This is a genomic window from uncultured Sphingomonas sp. (assembly GCF_937871615.1).
Classification (GTDB): Bacteria; Pseudomonadota; Alphaproteobacteria; order Sphingomonadales; family Sphingomonadaceae; genus Sphingomonas.
In genome coordinates this window covers 213,521-229,442 of record NZ_CALMPA010000046.1, presented here as the reverse complement: position 1 = coordinate 229,442, position 15,922 = coordinate 213,521, and the positions used below count along the sequence as shown (strand labels likewise).

The window sequence follows — 15,922 nt, the reverse complement described above, 5'->3', positions numbered from 1 at the left end:
AGATAGCTGAAGGCGTAGTAGAGGCGGCGGCAGAAACTTACCGATGGCGGATCGGCCCGCTGGCCGTTCCTGCAATCGGCCCGCGTTTACTCCGAATCGGTCGCGGATTTGGGCCGCACATCTTCGGGGATCTCGTCGAGCAGGCTCTTGCCGCTCGCATAGCGCCGGCCGAGCGTTTCGACGAAGCCCTCATAGCGCTTGCGACCCTTCACTTGGGCGGCGGCTTGATCCTCGTCCGGCAGCGGCGGCGTCACCGACAGCCAGAAGCGAACAAACAGTGCCAACGCCTCTGTCGAAAGGCCCGTATTGCGTTCAAGCCGCTGGACCTGGCGCGATAGGCGGTCGAGCCGCCGGGCAAATGCCGCCTCCATCCGATCTGCGCCGTCCGGCGACAGATAGGACGTGACCGCCGCCTCCACGATCGCCGATCGCGAGATGCGTCGCCGGATCGCCAACTCGTCGATCTGCTTGGCGAGCATGGGCGGAAAATAGACGTTGAGCCGAACGCGCATGACCGCTGCCTACAACTCGATGCCGTCGCCGGGGGCGAGCGACGCTTGACGTGCGAGCCCCTGCATCCGGCGACGGACGGCCGCCTGCCGCGCCACATCGTCCTGCTCGTCATCGACGATTGCAAACTCCTGCGCGGGCGGTGGTGATGCCTCCGGCGCGATGGCGACATGCTCGGGCAGCTCGGGTTCACGGCGGAGCCCGCCATTGGCGGCGTCCTCCTGCGCCCGCACGATCCGCGCCACGTCGGCCGGATCGGCGGCGGCGGCACGGCCGGTCCAGTCGTCGGCCCGCGCCGCGCCCGCACTCGGTTTGGGCGCGTCCATGATCCGCTCGGACAGGCGGCGATCCTGAAAGTAGCGCGCCTTCTTCGCGCGGATCGGATGGACACCCGCTACCATCACGATCTCGTCGCCGGGCGGAAGTTGCATCACCTCGCCGGGCGTGAGGAGCTGGCGAGCGGTCTCGGAGCGCGACACCATCAAATGCCCCAGCCACGGCGACAGGCGATGCCCGGCGTAGTTCTTCATCGCCCGCATCTCGGTCGCGGTGCCGAGCGCGTCCGACACGCGCTTGGCGGTGCGCTCGTCGTTGGTGGCGAAGCTCACCCGGACATGACAGTTGTCGAGGATCGCGTTGTTCGGCCCGTATGCCTTCTCGATCTGGTTGAGCGACTGTGCGATCAGGAACGCTTTCAAGCCATAGCCCGCCATGAACGCCAGCGCGGACTCGAAGAAGTCGAGCCGGCCGAGAGCCGGGAACTCGTCAAGCATCAGGAGCACGCGCTGGCGGTTGCCCTTTGGTGTCAGCTCCTCGGTCAGCCGGCGTCCGATCTGGTTGAGGATCAGGCGGATTAGCGGCTTGGTCCGCGAGATGTCGCTGGGCGGCACGACCAGATAGAGCGTCGCCGGCGTCTCGCCTTCGACCAGATCCGATATGCGCCAATGGCACGCCCGCGTGACCTGCGCCACGACAGGATCGCGATAGAGCCCGAGGAACGACATGGCGGTCGAGAGCACGCCTGACCGCTCGTTGTCGGATTTGTTCAGCAGTTCGCGCGCGGCCGAGGCGACGACAGGATGCACGCCCGCTTCACCCAGGTGCGGCGTCGCCATCATCGCGGCTAGCGTCTGCTCGATTGTGCGTGACGGATCGGAGAGAATCGACGCCACGCCGGCCAGCGTCTTGTCGGCTTCGGCATAGAGGACGTGGAGGATCGCGCCGACTAGCAGCGAGTGCGAAGTTTTTTCCCAGTGGTTTCGACGCTCGAGACTGCCTTCTGGATCGACCAGCACGTCGGCGACATTCTGCACGTCGCGCACCTCCCACTGGCCGCGCCGCACTTCGAGCAACGGATTGTAGGCGGCTGATGCAGCGTTGGTCGGATCGAACAGCAGCACGCGCCCATGCCGCGACCGGAAGCCGGCGGTGAGCTGCCAGTTCTCACCCTTGATGTCATGGACGATCGCAGATCCCGGCCAGGTCAGCAGCGACGGCACGACCAGACCGACGCCTTTGCCGCTCCGCGTCGGCGCGAAGCACAGCACATGCTCGGGGCCATCGTGACGCAGATAATCGCGCGCGAGCTTGCCGAGCACGACGCCGTTCGGCCCCAGCAACCCTGCGCCGCGAATTTCCTTCTCGCTGGCCCAGCGCGCCGAGCCGTATGTCTCCGCGTTCTTCAGCTCGCGCGCGCGCCACACGGACATGCCGATTGCGACAGCGATCGACACGAACCCGCCCGACGCGGCGATGAATGCCCCGGTCTGGAATATGGCTGGCGCATAGGCATCGAACGAGAACCACCACCAGAAGAAGGCCGGCGGCGGATAGACCCGCCAGCCGAAAGCCATGAACCAGGGCGGCCCAAGCTCGGGCTGATAGGCGAGCGCGGCCGCAGTCCACTGCGTCGCGCCCCACACACCGGCGAGCACGATCAGGAACACGGTGATGACCTGGCCCCACAATATCTTGGTCGCGGACATGCTTGTCTCCTTGCGCTGGCTAGAGGCCGAGGCCGCGCTTGCGGCCCATCATCAGGTCGAGCCCGCCGCCGTCGCGGATCACGCCGGACACCTGACGGCCGAGCTGCTGTTCGAGGGCGCTTGCCCAGGGTACGAGGCGGAAGCCGAGGCCATCGTCGATCAGGGCGAAGCGGCCGGACGCGAGCGCGAGCCGCTGGCGAACGACGCCGGCGATCTTCTCGCCCGCTTGCGTCGGCCGATAGGCAAGGCCCGTCTCGCCCGCGATCTTCGCGCCAACCGAGTCCAGCTCGTGCCGCCGCAGCGTGTCGATCAGACCGCGCTCGAACACCGTTCGCTCGCCGAACCGGCGCGCCAGCCCTTCCTTGACCAGATGGTCGGTGCGCGCGTCCATCGCGCGGCGCACCTCGGCGCCGAACCCGCCGTCCGCGACGCCCACGCCGCGCTCGATCAGGCGATGGTCCAGCCAGGTCGCACCGGGCGCCTTGACCTGCGCCGACAGGTCGAGGTCCGATCGCGTTGCGAGGATCAGGCTCGGCTTCGGCTCGCCGGGCTTGCCGACCGCGCGCAGCTCGACGATGCCGCCGAGCTTGGGGCTGTGCTCCAGCCCCTCGATGCCGGGCAAGCGGACATGATGCGCGCGGCCGTCCGTGCCGTCGATCACGGCATAGGCGGCGCCGGTCAGTTCATCGTGCAGCCCCTTGCCGATCAACCGACCCACGATCGGCTTCTCGGGCGTGTCGCTCAGAACCGCATAGCTGTCGAGCGATCGGTCTTGTCCGTGATCCTTGAGCGCGTGGCCGATGGTGCGGATGATGTCGCCGCGCGCGGCTAGCTCGCGCAACTTCGCCTGCGCGCCTTCGGCGACCGCCCATTGGCCCGGCTCGCCCTCGGCGGCGAGCCCCATCGTCTCAAGGTGCTGCAAGCGCCCGACCATCAGGCGGCGGAGCCACGGATCGTCCGGGCCTGGTCGCTCCGGGCGCAGGTCGATGACGCCCAGCTCGTCGGCAACGCGGCCGATCTCGGTGTCGAGCCGGGTCCAGCGCTCCGCCGTTACCTCGCGGTCGAGCGCTTGGCTGATTTCATGCTCGGGCTTCGGCCCCAACTCGGCGAAGGCCAGCTCCTCGGCGCGCGAGCGCAGGCCGTGGCTGATATAGTCGCGGGCCATGACGAGATCGGCACCCTGGTCGGTCTGCCCGCGCACCAGCAGATGGACGTGCGGGTTGTCGGTGTTCCAGTGATCGACCGCGACCCAATCGAGCCGCGTTCCCAGGTCCGCCTCCATCTGGCGCACAAGGTCGCGGGTGTATTCGCGAAGGTCGGTCAGCTCGCTCGCATCTTCGGGCGATACGATGATGCGGAAATGATGTCGGTCGTCCCTGCACCGATCCGCAAACGCGCGATCATCGGCGCGGTCGGACTCGGCGTCGAACATGCGCGTCGGCGAGCCATCGCGGGTCACGCCTTCGCGCTTGAGATAGGCGATGTGCGCGGACAGCGGCGCCATGCGCCGGCCGCCGATGCGGTGGCGCACCGGCAGCGCCTTCACCAGCACGCGGCGGCCGGAGCCGAACAGGCGACTGCGCGCAAACGCCGTGCGTCCCTTCCCGAAGCTCGATTGGCCGCGCCGGCTGGGTCCGCCCCAGCCCCCGCGCTGGCTGCCGCCGCTCGTTGCCGCGACGCGCAGCACCTCGGCGACCAGCCCGCGGGCATTGCGGCCCTGCGCCTTGCTGCGCTTGGCCTTGCCCGGCCGAACGCGAAACTCGCGCTCGTCGCTCATGGTCGGGCCGCTTTCCGCCGAAAACCGGCCGTGGTGCCGTTCGGCGCGTTGAAATGCCTAGCTTTTTCCTTCCGAGCGGCACGCTCGCCGACCGACGCCCCCACGTTAGCCACATGAAAAGCCTCGGCTTTTCGGCGAAACGGGGTGCGGCTTGTATCTTGCCCTCGTCCCCTCCGACTTCTTCCTGCCCCTTCGCCCTTCAAACCGAGGGGGGCAAACGATCGAAGGAGGCCGCCGGTCATTGCGGTCGGCCCGCGCGGGCGCGGGGAACGAACAGCGTGTCGGCCGGAGCAGCTTCACGCTGCGGAACGGCCTGCGAGCTGTCGGTCGCGGGGCTGACAGACGGCGGCTCAGGTGCCGATGCGGACGCCGTGAACCCGCCACCGGACTGGACGCCGGACATCGCATCCTGCGCACTCGCCACGCGCACGAACAGCGCGGCGCGACGCCAGGCCAACGGATCGGGAAGCGACGCGGCGGCAAGCCGAGTATCGCCGCCCCCGCCCGTGATCGACGCCAGCCTTCCGAGATAGGCGCGGGTTTCAGCGGGCAGTGGACGGCCGCGCGACAGGTAATCGTCGGTGCGTCCGGTCCCGGCGTTATAGGCTGCGAGCATCGCGGTGGCATCGCCGTAGCGGTCGTGCATCTCGCGCAGATAAGCCGTCCCCGCCATGATGTTGTCGCGCACGTCGAAGGGGTCGGCGCCGAACCCGTAGCGTGCGCGCAGACGGCCCCAAGTCGCGGGCATGATCTGCATCAGCCCCATCGCGCCGGCCGTCGAAACCGCGCGCGCGTCGCCGTTGCTCTCGACGCGCATCACGGCCCAAATCCACGCCTCGGGAATGCCGAACCGCCGCGCGGCGTCGGCGACATATCCGGCATAGGGATGATGGGCCGGCGCGCGATCGGCGGAGACATCCTGCGCCGATGCCGCGACCGGCCCGACGCCGGGCAAAAACAGCAGGATCGTCAGCGCCAGAGCCGATCCGACTCCGCTTCTACGCCAACCTGCCAGCGTGCTCGCTGCGGTAAAGGGTGCGCGCAGAGCGCCGGCCGTTGACCGCCCTTGACCTTCGCTGCGCGCGCCGGCCGACCCGCGACCGAGCGGGACGAAGGGATGAGACGGTTTTCCCGCGAACCAGGGGATGATCGAGACGCGCACCGCTTCAATCCTCCTCGCGGCGCTTTTGCGGCCGGTTCCAGCGCAGCGCCCAGGCGCTATCCTCATCGCCGATGCGAAACAGCGCGGCGCGGATCGGCTGCGAGAAGCCGGGATCGTCGAGGCGCAGCGAGACGTAGTCGCCAGCGCGCTCGCCGGTCTCGTTCCAGCCTGCGCCCACCTCCGGGCCATTGTCGGTCTTGCCAAGATGGACACGCCAGTCGGGCGCGTTCTCGCCGTCCTGCGGCTCTGCCGGAACGATGCGGAGCGCCACGTCGAGCGTCATCGTCTCGATCCGGCCCTGAAAACCTTTGGGGGTGCGGGTGAACATGCCGATTTGCATGGGATGGTCCTTTCAGTTGGCGGCTAGGTGCGGGGTTCACGGCTCCAGCCGCGCCACGTCAGCGGCGCGCCGGGGGCATCGCGGGTGAGGATCGGGATTGCGCGGCCGATCACGGTTGAGGCCGGCAGCGAGCCGAAATTCCGGCCGTCCAGGCTGTCGGGGACGGCAGGATTGAGCAGCAGCAGTTCGCCGGTCGCCAGTGTGCGACAGCCCTGCCAGACGGGCAGTGGACGGCCGAGCCGGTCGCGCTTGCGCGCAACAGCGACGGGCCGCCGATCGACGCTCACGCTGTCGCCCAGCCGGCAGATGCGCTGTCCTGCCTTGCCGGCGACATGCTTCAGCAGCGGCACGCCTTCGCCCAGGTAATGGCGCTCGGCCATCCAGCGCGCGAGACGCTGGGGCGGCGTGACGGCGACCAGCGCGCCGGGCGGCGGGTCGCGCTCGGGCTCGATCCGGTAGAGCCCGAGCGGCGCGCTGGCGCTGGCGTTCCACAGCACGCGCGGCACGGGATGAATGGCGGCGATCGCAGCGAAAGCAGCCGTGAACCCGGTTGCGGCAGCGACAGTGGCGCGGACATAGAAGCGGCGCGTCATCCCTCGATCTCCCGGCGCTTCAGCCAGGCGTGATGGCGCTCAAGCGTGTAGAGACGCGGCGCTTGTCCGGCGGCGATGCGGTTGGCGACGTGCCGCCAATGGTCGGGCGCGGCGTCGCAGGGATCGACGCCCGCGGCCTCGGTCGCGTCGATCGCCGCGAGCACTTGGCTGACCTTCGGCCAACCCTCGATCTTGAGCAGGATGTCGCCGCCCGGCCGCACGAAGGGCAGCGTCGTGAACGCCTCGCCCGCGCCGACCGCGCGCACGATATCGATGCGCGAGCTGACCGTGCCGTAGTCGTTCGCCGCCCAGCGGACGAAAGCGAAGATCGCGCCGGGGCGAAAGCGGACGATGCGGCGTCGGCGGTCGACAATCTCGTCCGCCGCGACGCGGCCGAACCTGATCCAGTGCTCGATCCGCTTTTCGATCCACGTCAGCTCGACGCAGGTCATGTCGTCATCGGACGGCTGGCGGTGGCGCATGGGTGACGGAGGGACGTTCATCGCCGGCTCCGGGCGATGGCGGAGTCCGCGCGCGGCATGAGATCGTCCTGCCCCGGATCGGAGGTCGAATGCTTGATGCCGATGTCGGCCCAGGCGCGCAGGTCATCGACCGAATAGACGACGCGGCCGCCGATCCGGCGGTAGGCCGGGCCGGTGCCGAAATAGCGGTGCTTCTCAAGGGTCCGGCCCGAGAGGCCGAGAAAGCGCGCGGCTTCGGGCGTTCGCAGGAAGCGGGGCGGCAAATTGGTGGGCGTATCGGACAAATGATGGCTCCTGCGGGCGGTGGCGGCAGGAGGCGTAATTGTCAGAAGGGAGGCGGCCAGGTGGGGTATGAAGATGTGCGGCTGCACGGATGCGACCACCCCCGCCAGGGCAGGCCCGCAAAGATCTGTCAGCGGATACGGAGCAGCTTGCGATAGTCGCCGTTCATCATTGCGATGCCGTCGCGGACCAGGCGCACGACGAACGAACGTGAGGCCGACATCTTCCAGTCGCTCGCCGATAGCCGGATCGCATCGTCGCGGCCCAGTTCGGCAGCGATCTCGCGGTAGGTCGCGCCGGAGTCGCGTAGGTCGAGCGCGCAGAGCATCAGGTCGAGCCGGACAAGCCGATAGGCGGTGAGCGGCCAACCGCGCGGCAGTGGCCCTGGCGCTCGCCCGAGCAGCCGGCGGTGGAAACGCAGCAGGCTCGCGATGCGGGTGATGAAATCCTTGTCGAGCGGGATGACGGCGGCGAGCGGCTGACCGGGCGTCGGCGCGCGGAACCAAAGCCGATGCTCGCCCGCAGCGTCGGCGACGATGACATGGCGTCCGTCGATCCCGGCGAGGTCGGCAAGCAGCGCACCCAGCGCGCGCGGATCGACCGGGGCTGCTGCCTCAAATCCCTCCGGTGCGGCGTCCAGAATGACCGTGACGGCGGTCAGTTCGGGGCGCCAGGCGACCGGCTCCGACAGGTCATCCGGCGCCGTCGCGAAAGGACAACCCCCAGCGCCGCGCGAATGCCGCCTCGGCGGTGTTCCTCGCGACGGCGCCGCTCGCGATGCTTTGCTGCATCTGCGCATGTTCGGCGCGGTAGGTGTGGTTCCTTCGCAGGAATTCGGCAGCTAGATCGGCGCGCCCGAGCGCGCCGGATAGACCATCGGCGCGCCGCTGGCGACGCCGTGGCGGCGTCGGCATGGCATCCTCCCATGTGCGTATCGCACATACTTCAGGGGTGTCATGATGGCGTCGTGATCGCCCCCAGATAGCGCAAAGGTTGCGCTCAGCCATGCCTGTCGCGCGGCGGGACTGACGACTTAATCGCACCAAATCGGACGAAATATTAACGATTTAACGGCGGTTCCGCACCTAGCAGATGTGCATATCCGACCTCTGTCATCCACCTTGCGCGCGCGAGGTGGCTCGCGTGCACCGCCTTCGCCCGTTCGGGTTCGATTGCGGCATCGATACCGAAAATCTCGGCAGCGACGGTGCGCCAGTCTGCGCCCCCATCCTCGGCATCGAGCAGGCGCAGATAGTCCTGCGCATGGCTTTCGTCATACGCCGTCACCTTTGCAGCCTCCGGCGCCTGATCCTTGAACTGGCATCTGCTCATGGCGTTGGTCCCGCCCCGTTAGCCAATCTAGCCGAAATACACCGCCGGGCTATGCGCAAGTCCTGCATCGTTGAATGCACTAATGGCAGAGATAGCGCGCACCAATCAGTGAATACACCTTATATGGGATAAACCGAATAAGTTGTATCGTCCAGTTTGCCGCGCATGGACATGCGGCGCCTCGTGGGATTGAACTTTGCCAGATTGAGGAAGGAGAAGGGCTTTACCCAGGAGCGCTTTGCCGAGACGTCCGGCTTTACCCAACAATATGTCAGCGATCTGGAACGCGGTCGACGTAATCCGACGGTCGTTACGTTGTTTCACCTGGCCTCGGCACTCGGCGTAACGCCGGCCGAACTTGTCGCTGCGACCGATCTCTCCGAGACCGACTAACCTTCATCTGAATTTGCGAGCCGGGCGTCTGCCCGGCGAGCGCGATTGCGACCGCGCGGATCTTGGGACGCGCGGTCGCCGCCGGTCCGCCATGGCGGATCGGCGCGAATTGGCGGAACCGCAGGGCCGACATTTCGGCCCTGCGGTAATGGGGGTCAGGCCGCTTTGAGGCGCTGCATTCCCTCGGCCAAGGTCCAGAGAGCGCGATTGAGCGTCACATTCTGGTCGATACCGTTGATCGCACGGGTCTGGGCGCGGCGGATGCGGCCTTCTGCGTTGCGCCTGCGGCCCTGCAACCCGCCCCGAATGACATTCTCCTGTATCACGTTGAACGTGGTCCACAGGCTGCGGTCGGTGTCCTCGCGGCGGCGCGGCTCGATGATCTGCTCAGGCCGCAACGGGCTTTCGTCCTCGCCATAGCGCGCGACAAGGCTAACCTCGCCGAGCAAGCGCCTTTCGTCCTCGGAAAGCTGAATCCCCTTCATGGTTTCGCTGGCGTCGATCAGCCGGGGGAAATCCTCGGCCACGGTATAAACGCCCTCGATAATGTCATGCTCTATATTGCCCTTGTGCGGAACGCGGACCTCCTCAAACCGCTCGCCCGCAATCATGCTGTTCGTGCAGACGAACCGCAGCATCCCGGCAAACATCTGATAGGCGCTGGTCCCGTCATGGCTGTTGACGATGATGACCTCGGCGGCCTCGGGCTTGCCGATGCCGTCAGCACGGCGCAGGCGCAGCATATGTTTGGCGTGGCCGTGGCGGCTGCCGTCGCGGGGAACGGACTGCACGGCGAAGAACGGGAACCATCCTTCCCGGCGCACCCCCTCCACGATGTCGATGGTCGGAACATAGACGTAGCGATCCGACCGGCTGTCGTGTGCCTCGCGGGCGAAGATGGACGGGACGTGCCGATACAGTGCCTCATTGTCGAGCGGCTCCCTGCCGCTGATCTGGTGGGCATTGCGGCCGAACCGGGTGGCAAGCTGATGATACATGGCTGGACTCCTTGGGCTTGGGTTTCCGCGCAGCGGAGCGCCGCGCTGAAACCCTGCCCGTCGGCGAGACCGGGGGTGCAACCGGAGTGGGCTGCTTCGCGGGGAACCGGCTGCACGGAACGCGAAGCGTGGAGGAAGCTGGGCGGAAGCCGCTCCGAAGGGCGCCAGGGGCAGCGCCCCAAGCCCCTTGTTGTTGTCAAAGCAAGCGCTTCCCGGCGCTAGCGCTTCGACATCACATATCCCGAAAATGTCAGTCGGCTCGAACCGCATCCTTCTCTGTTCCCCAACGATCTCGGCCCGATCGCTTAGCCGTGGGGAATCATAGACGCGGTCGGCAGGTCATCTGTCGCGGGCGTGCCCCTCGTAGCGGCCGTCCAGATTCCGCTCGAAGAGTACACCCCTTTGTAGTCGAAGCTCTGCCGCCAGCTCATCATTGAGCGTGATGGAAATGCTGGAAAGTTTGAGGGGCTTCCGTCGCCCGACGACGCGGGCATAGACAGTGATCGCATAATCGCCGGGCTCGAACCGATATTCGTCCTCATGGACGGAAAGAACGAAATGATGATTGGCGGCCAGCCCCGCACGGCTGATATATAGACCGCTGCCGGCGGACAGCTTCTCGGTTTCGCCATAACCCCAGAAGCTGAACGTCCGTTCGGTGCCGTTCCTGAGCGCCTTAACATACATGCCTTCGACAACCTGTCCCTGAGCAGCGGTGCTGTAGAGCAGCGTCCGAAGGAAGATCTTAGGTGTGGGTTTTGGCACGATGTCATGGCCGAAAAACACGATCGTCGGCATCGTCATTGCCAAGCGCCCTCGGCGAAGAAGGACCAACCAGAAGGTACCGACCGAAACGGCGAGCGACGCTATGGAAATCGGGACGCTGATCATCTCCATTGTTACATCATGCTCCTGCGGTCTGAGTGGCTTCCGCAATTGCCTTTTGTAATCCGGCCGCGGCTTCAAGGGTCGTCGCGTCGACTAGAGATGCATCCTTGGTTCCGGCGATGCCGATGAGGATGGAAGCGACGGCAGCCGACAAATCCCGCAGTTGCTGCGACCGAAAATCACTGGGGTCGATTTCGTCAAAGTCTATGTCGTCGATGCTTCTGGAGAGCACCGCGAACCAAGGAGCATCGGTTTCCAGGAGCCGCGTGAATTTCTCATATCCGATGATACGGAACCGCCGGACAGAATCCGGGTCTCGTTCAATCATCGCGTCGCCCAGCGCGTCCTGCCAATCGCGATAGAGCAGCGCTTCACGGTAGGACAATCCGCCGACGGCGCGCTCTACGGTTTCTCTTACAACATCGTCATCCGGCGCCTTGCCCCCCGTTTCCTTGGCGAGATACGCGGCAAGACGTCGGCAAATTTCCAACTTTTTATCGACGGGAAGACTCCGAAGGTGATCGGGGTCTGATTTCAGTTTACCCTCAGTGGCTGTGTGAGCCTCCACTTCGAAGCGCATGGCTAGGGCTGCTTGGCAGGTCTGATCGAGCCTTGTGAGATCGATACCCCAAAGGGCGCTAAGTCGCGTCAGGCGATGGAGTTCAACGTGTGGTCCGTCCGCGAGCGCCTTTTGAAAAGCTGCGATCTGCTTTGAAATCGGCGTGGCGACGTTTGTTTTTCCACGCGGCAGGGCACGCAACTCAAGGTTCATCCCCCGAATCCACCCGATCAGCGTCGCGATCCTGTAGAGTGTGCTGATCCGCTTGTAGGCGTTGAAATCTAACGGAAGCGTGGAAGTCTTCAAAAACGCATGCCGCTTGTCGATAAATATTTCTTTCGATCGCCAGACGATCTTCTCGCAGGACTCGCTTAGCGGCGCCAGATACTGACGATATACAGTAGCCTCCGATTGCTCCCTGACGCGCCGTTCTTTCAAACGCTCGAAGAGATAGTCCTTTAATATCGAGACGAGTAGCGCGCTGGTTGCGCCGATGATCGCCGCCCACACGACCATACTGGAAGCAGGCGGCGCTGCGACAGGTAACGGCGTCGACGATGCCTGGACCGCAGCATGTGTGAGTGCAGCCATCGTCTCGGACGCTAACGCGGTTACTGATAGATGAGCCACGATCCCCCCTCGACCCGCAGTAACAGAAGCTCGGCAGAACGTAATCGTCGATTGGGACGGCTTTGCATTTGTCGTCAAGACGGCGTGCTGTTTCGACGAGAATGACGCCCCGCTCCGAGGAGCGGGGCGTCATTGGCTGGTCAGCGCGACCAGATGAGGACGTATTCGCCGGCGGTGTCGCTCTCGGAGAGCGTGGCGTAGACCGGAGCCGGGAAGCTCGGGTCGTCCAGCTTGGCTGAGATGTAGTCGCGGCCTTCGCGGCTGGTCTTCTTCCAGGCCGCGCCGATGTCCATGTCAGCGGTGCTGATGCGGAAGTCGGGGGATTTCTCGCCGTCCTTGTCGACCGGGCGGAGGGTCGCCTTGGTGTTGAGGGTAAGCGTCTCGATGACGCCGGCGAACTCGCCCTTGCTGTTGGCGGTGAAGGTACCGATCGTAGCCATGTCGTATTCTCCTGCTTGCTCGGACCGCGCCCATCGCGGCCTCGATGGCGTTTCGTCGGCTGGGGACGATCGACCGCGCACCCGAAGGGCCGCAGCGCAGCGGAGGATGGCGGAGCGCCGCTTTTTTGCCTCGCGATGCAAAGCCGCAGGCGGCGGAAAAAAGTGGCGATCCGCCATTGCGGGAAGGCGAACGGCCTCGGGCAGACCAGCCATTGGGGAGGCTGTTTGGGCAGCGCCGGGCTAGGAATAGCAGAGGGACAAAGCGATCGTGGCGCACACGCGCGAAACGAGGAGGTCAGTAGCGCCCATCATTCCCGCGAAGATGCTACGCCGGTGCGATGACGAATCACGACTACCAGCGGGAAGACCAAGACCCTCGCGAGGGACTGGCGGAGGAAGGATTGCTCTCGCCCCTGATCGAGGACTGGCGGGCGATCTACATCGAGAATTATGCGCCATGATTCGACCTGGCGCGCGACGTTAATCGTTACGCCACCTGGCTCTTCCAGGAACATCAGGACGCCGGCAATGGTGGGCCGGCTGATGCGCAAGCCCCGACAGCGGTGCGCATGTATGGGCGCGCGATGAACGCGTTCGCGGCATCTGTCATGCTGGCCGAACGCGCCATGGCCATCGAAGCGGCGGGCGCCGTGCGCGCGATCTACGAAGTGGGATTCTGGCTGAGCCTGCTCGCCACCGATCCACTCAAGGCGCTCGAAGCGCTGGAGATCGACGAGCACGACAATGCGATCCAACGGGAGATATTACTTCGCGAAGAGCATCCCTCGGATGCCGCCGTTGTCGCGGCGTCGCTGAAGCGCGAGGCGCATCACGTTGCGAAGCTAGCCAAACGAAAGAGCCTCAGTGTTAAAAAGATCGCCCAGACCATGCCGAAACGGTCGGGTTATCTCGAATATCGTTTGGTCAGCGCTTTTTACGGCCATCTGTCCAGCAGCAGTCTCGATGGCTTGAAGAAGAGAAATGGCAAAGGCGGCGTGACCAATATTCTGGGTCCGTTCGAAACGGAGATCCCGAAAGCGCTGTCCTTCGCGCTCGACGCGATGCTTCGCTGTACCCGCTATTTCGAAGTCATGATGAAGGAAGGCCGGCAACCCGACCGCCTGGAGAAGGCTCACCGCACCTTGCTGGGCCTTCAGGACGCACCTTGATCGAACAGCGGCGGCGCGCGACAAGCGCGCCGCCGCGATTTTTCCGGTCGAAGGATAAGGCCGGAGCCGCTCGCGCGGCCCCGGCCCAATGCCGCTATTCGGCGGCGACGGCAAAGGACGCTTCGCCGTCCTCCCCGACGGTCCCGGCGTCCTCGGCCTCGACGGTCGCGGGCTGCTCCGCCTCCGGCTCGGGCGTCCGCAGGATCGCGGGCAGCCAGCCGGTCCCGGCCAGAAGCTGCTCGGCGGCTTGCGCCATGTCCAGCTTCTTCATGTCCGCGATACGGCGGGCGGCATCCTCCGACACGCCTTCGGCGACGGCCTCCACGATATGCGCCTTGGTGACACGGCCAAGGTAGCTGTCCACGGTAGGTGTCCAGTCCCTCGCCACGTCCAGTGCCAGCTCGGTCGCCAGCCTGTTCGCCGTTTGCAGCGAGCGGGGTTTGCGGTCCCACGGCAGACGCAGTGCGTTGACGGTGCGCGCCGCGCAATGCGCCAGCAACGCAATGCGCTTTTCGTCCGCCAGTCCGACGATGAAGTCCCACAGGTCAGCCACGTCACGCGGCATGCGCTCGGCCCATGCCTCATGCTGCGCGCTCGCCCGCGCCGCCAAGGGCGTGTCTTCGATCCCGTCCGCATGGCTTCCCAGGGGGGTCACGGTCGGACGAACCTCAAGGCAACCGGCCTCGGCATAGCTGTAGAACAGTTGCGCGGTCAGGGTATGGGTCAGCGCGATCAACGCCGTATCGGGCTGATCGGCCAGCGCCACGCGAAGCGCCAGCGTCCGATGCGCGGACAGGTCGCGGGTGAGGCTGTCGGAAATCGGCTTGCCCGGCTCCTCTTCCTCCTCAACGTCCTGCACGTCCTCATCGCCATCCTCCGGCCGCTCGTCCTTCCCGGTCTCCGGGACGGTCGCATCGCCTTCTTCCGGCTCGGGCTGTGGGTCGGCCAGCGCCTCATCCTCGAGCCGCACGAAACCACGTTCGACTCGAACGCTGCCATCATGGTGCAACACGACGAACGCCCCACCATGCGCGATCACATTGGCGTCGTAGGCCGAACGCTTGGCCGAAATCGTGTCGATCTCGTCGGACACCGCCTCCAGCTTCGCCGCAACGTCCTCGGGCATTTCGTCATAGGACGAATAGCCATCGGCAAGCGTATCATACTCGGCGGACAGCGCGTCCAGCCGCGCCTCGTCCTCGTCGGACAGGGCGATGGGCTGCGGATAGAAACGCCGCATCCCGTGGGCATGAGGATAGTCGATATGCGCCTCGGCCCATTTCCAGCCCTCGGCCTGCACCTCGCTCGCAATGTCGCGCAGCTTTTCGGCGGCGAGCATATCGAGCAAGCCCACATCCTCGAAGAACCCGCCACGGTCCTCGCTGAACAGGTCGCGGATGATATTGCCGCCGGCCTCAACATAGGCGTCGGCCCCGATGAATACCGCACGGCGATCATCGGCGGGCACGTTGGCGGCGGTCATGTCGCGCCGGATGATCCAAGGTTCGCGATTGTGATGCAGGCCCTCAAACACTTGCTCCTGCCGGGCATGGTCCTCGGTGATGGCGAAGGCCATAAGCTGATCCAAGGTCAGCCCATCCTCACGATAGACCTGCAACAGCTTGGGGCTGACAGCGCCAAGGCGAAGCCGCTGCTTCACCACGCCCGCCGACACGCCGAACCGCGCGCCGATCTCCTGCGCGCCCCAGCCTTTATCATTGGAAAGCTCCGCAAACCGCTCGAACTGGTCGGCGGGGTGCATCGGGGTCCGGGTCACGTTCTCGTCCAGACTGATCTCGGACGGATCGTTGGCGGTATCCAGCCAGCAGCGCACCGGCTCGGATTTCCTGATCTGCTTGCGCTTGGCGCGCAGCAGCATCGCCAGCCTGCGGCCCTCGCCAGCGGTAACGAGATAATAGCCGGTCGGCGTCCCGTCCTCCTTGGTTTCCGGCTCCACGACAAGGTTCTGGATCAGCCCCTTATGCTGGATCGACGCGGCCAGCGCCTCGATAGCGGCCTCCCCATGCGGCACCTTACGGGCGTTGCGCGGGGACTTCTTGAGCTTGGCGAGCGGCACGAAAATCTCGACGCCCGATACAGGCTCGGCAGCAACGGTTTCGGTAACAGCGTTCATCACACTTCTCCTAAAAACCGCACTCACCCCGGAATGGGGTGGGCGGCGAAGAAGCGACCGGCAGGCCCGCCGACGGAGCCGGGACGCACCCGAAGGGCTGGAACGAAGAGGAAGTAAGCGCGGCCACGCGCGTTGCGGCCCGGCGCGGCGGGCCTAAAGGGAAGCGACGCCCACCCCATCGCGGGAGTGAAACGACACAGCAGCGCGATCGGGCCGGCGCAGCCCTGGCCCGATCTCCGCAGCATTGA

At 65.7% G+C, this 15,922-nt stretch carries 19 protein-coding genes; 3 read left to right on the top strand and 16 right to left on the bottom strand.

The window, feature by feature from the left end; genetic code table 11:
• Window positions 1-86: 86 nt before the first annotated feature.
• From Q0316_RS14065 to Q0316_RS14015, 11 genes are all read right to left on the bottom strand, one after another.
• On the bottom strand, window positions 87-512 hold the full coding sequence (locus Q0316_RS14065; protein ID WP_086129741.1) for a CopG family transcriptional regulator: 426 nt from the start codon (window positions 510-512) through the stop codon (window positions 87-89).
• Between the two features lie 9 nt (window positions 513-521).
• A complete protein-coding gene (locus Q0316_RS14060) occupies window positions 522-2,495 on the bottom strand; it encodes a conjugal transfer protein TraG (protein ID WP_086129740.1) in 1,974 nt (657 codons plus the stop codon).
• Between the two features lie 19 nt (window positions 2,496-2,514).
• Window positions 2,515-4,272: a DUF3363 domain-containing protein gene (locus tag Q0316_RS14055; RefSeq protein WP_086129739.1), complete on the bottom strand. Its 1,758-nt coding sequence runs from the start codon at window positions 4,270-4,272 to the stop codon at window positions 2,515-2,517.
• Between the two features lie 238 nt (window positions 4,273-4,510).
• Window positions 4,511-5,434 (bottom strand): lytic transglycosylase domain-containing protein, encoded by a 924-nt coding sequence (locus Q0316_RS14050; protein WP_086129738.1) that lies wholly within the window; start codon window positions 5,432-5,434, stop codon window positions 4,511-4,513.
• Between the two features lie 4 nt (window positions 5,435-5,438).
• On the bottom strand, window positions 5,439-5,774 hold the full coding sequence (locus Q0316_RS14045) for a DUF736 domain-containing protein (protein WP_086129737.1): 336 nt from the start codon (window positions 5,772-5,774) through the stop codon (window positions 5,439-5,441).
• 23 nt (window positions 5,775-5,797) lie between these two features.
• The gene (locus Q0316_RS14040) at window positions 5,798-6,367 is read right to left on the bottom strand and encodes a S26 family signal peptidase (protein WP_298673574.1); all 570 of its coding nucleotides are present in this window, start codon (window positions 6,365-6,367) and stop codon (window positions 5,798-5,800) included.
• A complete protein-coding gene (locus Q0316_RS14035) occupies window positions 6,364-6,870 on the bottom strand; it encodes a DUF2840 domain-containing protein (protein WP_086129735.1) in 507 nt (168 codons plus the stop codon). Before Q0316_RS14035 ends, Q0316_RS14040 begins: the two co-directional genes overlap by 4 nt.
• Window positions 6,867-7,133 carry a helix-turn-helix domain-containing protein gene (locus Q0316_RS14030; RefSeq protein ID WP_015459426.1) on the bottom strand — a complete coding sequence of 89 codons (267 nt, stop codon included), beginning with the start codon at window positions 7,131-7,133 and terminating at the stop codon, window positions 6,867-6,869. Before Q0316_RS14030 ends, Q0316_RS14035 begins: the two co-directional genes overlap by 4 nt.
• A 128-nt stretch (window positions 7,134-7,261) precedes the next feature.
• Window positions 7,262-7,930 (bottom strand): DUF2285 domain-containing protein, encoded by a 669-nt coding sequence (locus Q0316_RS14025; RefSeq protein WP_200888830.1) that lies wholly within the window; start codon window positions 7,928-7,930, stop codon window positions 7,262-7,264.
• Complete coding sequence (locus tag Q0316_RS14020; protein ID WP_086129734.1) at window positions 7,824-8,045, bottom strand: DUF6499 domain-containing protein; 222 nt, start codon at window positions 8,043-8,045, stop codon at window positions 7,824-7,826. The genes Q0316_RS14025 and Q0316_RS14020 overlap by 107 nt, the downstream gene beginning before the upstream one ends.
• A 145-nt stretch (window positions 8,046-8,190) precedes the next feature.
• Window positions 8,191-8,463 carry a DUF2285 domain-containing protein gene (locus Q0316_RS14015; RefSeq protein ID WP_086129733.1) on the bottom strand — a complete coding sequence of 91 codons (273 nt, stop codon included), beginning with the start codon at window positions 8,461-8,463 and terminating at the stop codon, window positions 8,191-8,193.
• A 165-nt stretch (window positions 8,464-8,628) separates the two neighbouring features.
• Here Q0316_RS14015 and Q0316_RS14010 point away from each other — a divergent pair, with 165 nt between their 5' ends.
• Window positions 8,629-8,856 (top strand): helix-turn-helix transcriptional regulator, encoded by a 228-nt coding sequence (locus Q0316_RS14010; RefSeq protein WP_086129732.1) that lies wholly within the window; start codon window positions 8,629-8,631, stop codon window positions 8,854-8,856.
• Between the two features lie 155 nt (window positions 8,857-9,011).
• Here Q0316_RS14010 and Q0316_RS14005 read toward each other — a convergent pair whose 3' ends face one another.
• The 4 genes from Q0316_RS14005 to Q0316_RS13990 form a co-directional block, all read right to left on the bottom strand.
• Complete coding sequence (locus Q0316_RS14005) at window positions 9,012-9,854, bottom strand: DUF932 domain-containing protein (protein ID WP_086129731.1); 843 nt, start codon at window positions 9,852-9,854, stop codon at window positions 9,012-9,014.
• Window positions 9,855-10,193: 339 nt separating this feature from the next.
• Entirely contained in the window at window positions 10,194-10,751 is a 558-nt protein-coding gene (locus Q0316_RS14000; protein WP_086129730.1) for a hypothetical protein, read from the bottom strand.
• A 7-nt stretch (window positions 10,752-10,758) separates the two neighbouring features.
• Complete coding sequence (locus Q0316_RS13995; protein ID WP_137861103.1) at window positions 10,759-11,892, bottom strand: hypothetical protein; 1,134 nt, start codon at window positions 11,890-11,892, stop codon at window positions 10,759-10,761.
• A 179-nt stretch (window positions 11,893-12,071) separates the two neighbouring features.
• Window positions 12,072-12,371, bottom strand: a complete 300-nt coding sequence (locus Q0316_RS13990) for a DUF736 domain-containing protein (protein ID WP_298673560.1) — start codon at window positions 12,369-12,371, stop codon at window positions 12,072-12,074.
• A gap of 338 nt (window positions 12,372-12,709) precedes the next feature.
• Between Q0316_RS13990 and Q0316_RS13985 the strand changes: the two genes are divergently transcribed.
• Together Q0316_RS13985 and Q0316_RS13980 are read left to right on the top strand one after the other, a co-directional pair.
• Window positions 12,710-12,832 (top strand): hypothetical protein, encoded by a 123-nt coding sequence (locus Q0316_RS13985; RefSeq protein ID WP_256924155.1) that lies wholly within the window; start codon window positions 12,710-12,712, stop codon window positions 12,830-12,832.
• Between the two features lie 108 nt (window positions 12,833-12,940).
• On the top strand, window positions 12,941-13,540 hold the full coding sequence (locus Q0316_RS13980; RefSeq protein WP_086129727.1) for a hypothetical protein: 600 nt from the start codon (window positions 12,941-12,943) through the stop codon (window positions 13,538-13,540).
• Between the two features lie 94 nt (window positions 13,541-13,634).
• On the opposite strand, the gene Q0316_RS13975 is transcribed toward Q0316_RS13980, so the two are convergent.
• A complete protein-coding gene (locus Q0316_RS13975) occupies window positions 13,635-15,674 on the bottom strand; it encodes a ParB/RepB/Spo0J family partition protein (RefSeq protein WP_086129726.1) in 2,040 nt (679 codons plus the stop codon).
• Window positions 15,675-15,922: the final 248 nt, after the last annotated feature.

What these genes read in the sequence shown, in the direction of transcription:
- Q0316_RS14010 (WP_086129732.1), top strand. Translation starts at nt 8,629, where the DNA reads ATGGACATGCGGCGCCTCGTGGGATTGAACTTTGCCAGATTGAGGAAG.
- Q0316_RS14035 (WP_086129735.1), bottom strand. Translation starts at nt 6,870, where the DNA reads ATGAACGTCCCTCCGTCACCCATGCGCCACCGCCAGCCGTCCGATGAC.
- Q0316_RS14025 (WP_200888830.1), bottom strand. Translation starts at nt 7,930, where the DNA reads ATGCGCAGATGCAGCAAAGCATCGCGAGCGGCGCCGTCGCGAGGAACA.
- Q0316_RS13980 (WP_086129727.1), top strand. Translation starts at nt 12,941, where the DNA reads ATGTATGGGCGCGCGATGAACGCGTTCGCGGCATCTGTCATGCTGGCC.
- Q0316_RS14045 (WP_086129737.1), bottom strand. Translation starts at nt 5,774, where the DNA reads ATGCAAATCGGCATGTTCACCCGCACCCCCAAAGGTTTTCAGGGCCGG.
- Q0316_RS13975 (WP_086129726.1), bottom strand. Translation starts at nt 15,674, where the DNA reads ATGAACGCTGTTACCGAAACCGTTGCTGCCGAGCCTGTATCGGGCGTC.
- Q0316_RS14060 (WP_086129740.1), bottom strand. Translation starts at nt 2,495, where the DNA reads ATGTCCGCGACCAAGATATTGTGGGGCCAGGTCATCACCGTGTTCCTG.
- Q0316_RS14000 (WP_086129730.1), bottom strand. Translation starts at nt 10,751, where the DNA reads ATGGAGATGATCAGCGTCCCGATTTCCATAGCGTCGCTCGCCGTTTCG.
- Q0316_RS14020 (WP_086129734.1), bottom strand. Translation starts at nt 8,045, where the DNA reads ATGCCGACGCCGCCACGGCGTCGCCAGCGGCGCGCCGATGGTCTATCC.
- Q0316_RS13985 (WP_256924155.1), top strand. Translation starts at nt 12,710, where the DNA reads ATGACGAATCACGACTACCAGCGGGAAGACCAAGACCCTCGCGAGGGA.
- Q0316_RS14055 (WP_086129739.1), bottom strand. Translation starts at nt 4,272, where the DNA reads ATGAGCGACGAGCGCGAGTTTCGCGTTCGGCCGGGCAAGGCCAAGCGC.
- Q0316_RS14040 (WP_298673574.1), bottom strand. Translation starts at nt 6,367, where the DNA reads ATGACGCGCCGCTTCTATGTCCGCGCCACTGTCGCTGCCGCAACCGGG.
- Q0316_RS13995 (WP_137861103.1), bottom strand. Translation starts at nt 11,892, where the DNA reads ATGGCTGCACTCACACATGCTGCGGTCCAGGCATCGTCGACGCCGTTA.
- Q0316_RS14065 (WP_086129741.1), bottom strand. Translation starts at nt 512, where the DNA reads ATGCGCGTTCGGCTCAACGTCTATTTTCCGCCCATGCTCGCCAAGCAG.
- Q0316_RS13990 (WP_298673560.1), bottom strand. Translation starts at nt 12,371, where the DNA reads ATGGCTACGATCGGTACCTTCACCGCCAACAGCAAGGGCGAGTTCGCC.
- Q0316_RS14015 (WP_086129733.1), bottom strand. Translation starts at nt 8,463, where the DNA reads ATGAGCAGATGCCAGTTCAAGGATCAGGCGCCGGAGGCTGCAAAGGTG.
- Q0316_RS14005 (WP_086129731.1), bottom strand. Translation starts at nt 9,854, where the DNA reads ATGTATCATCAGCTTGCCACCCGGTTCGGCCGCAATGCCCACCAGATC.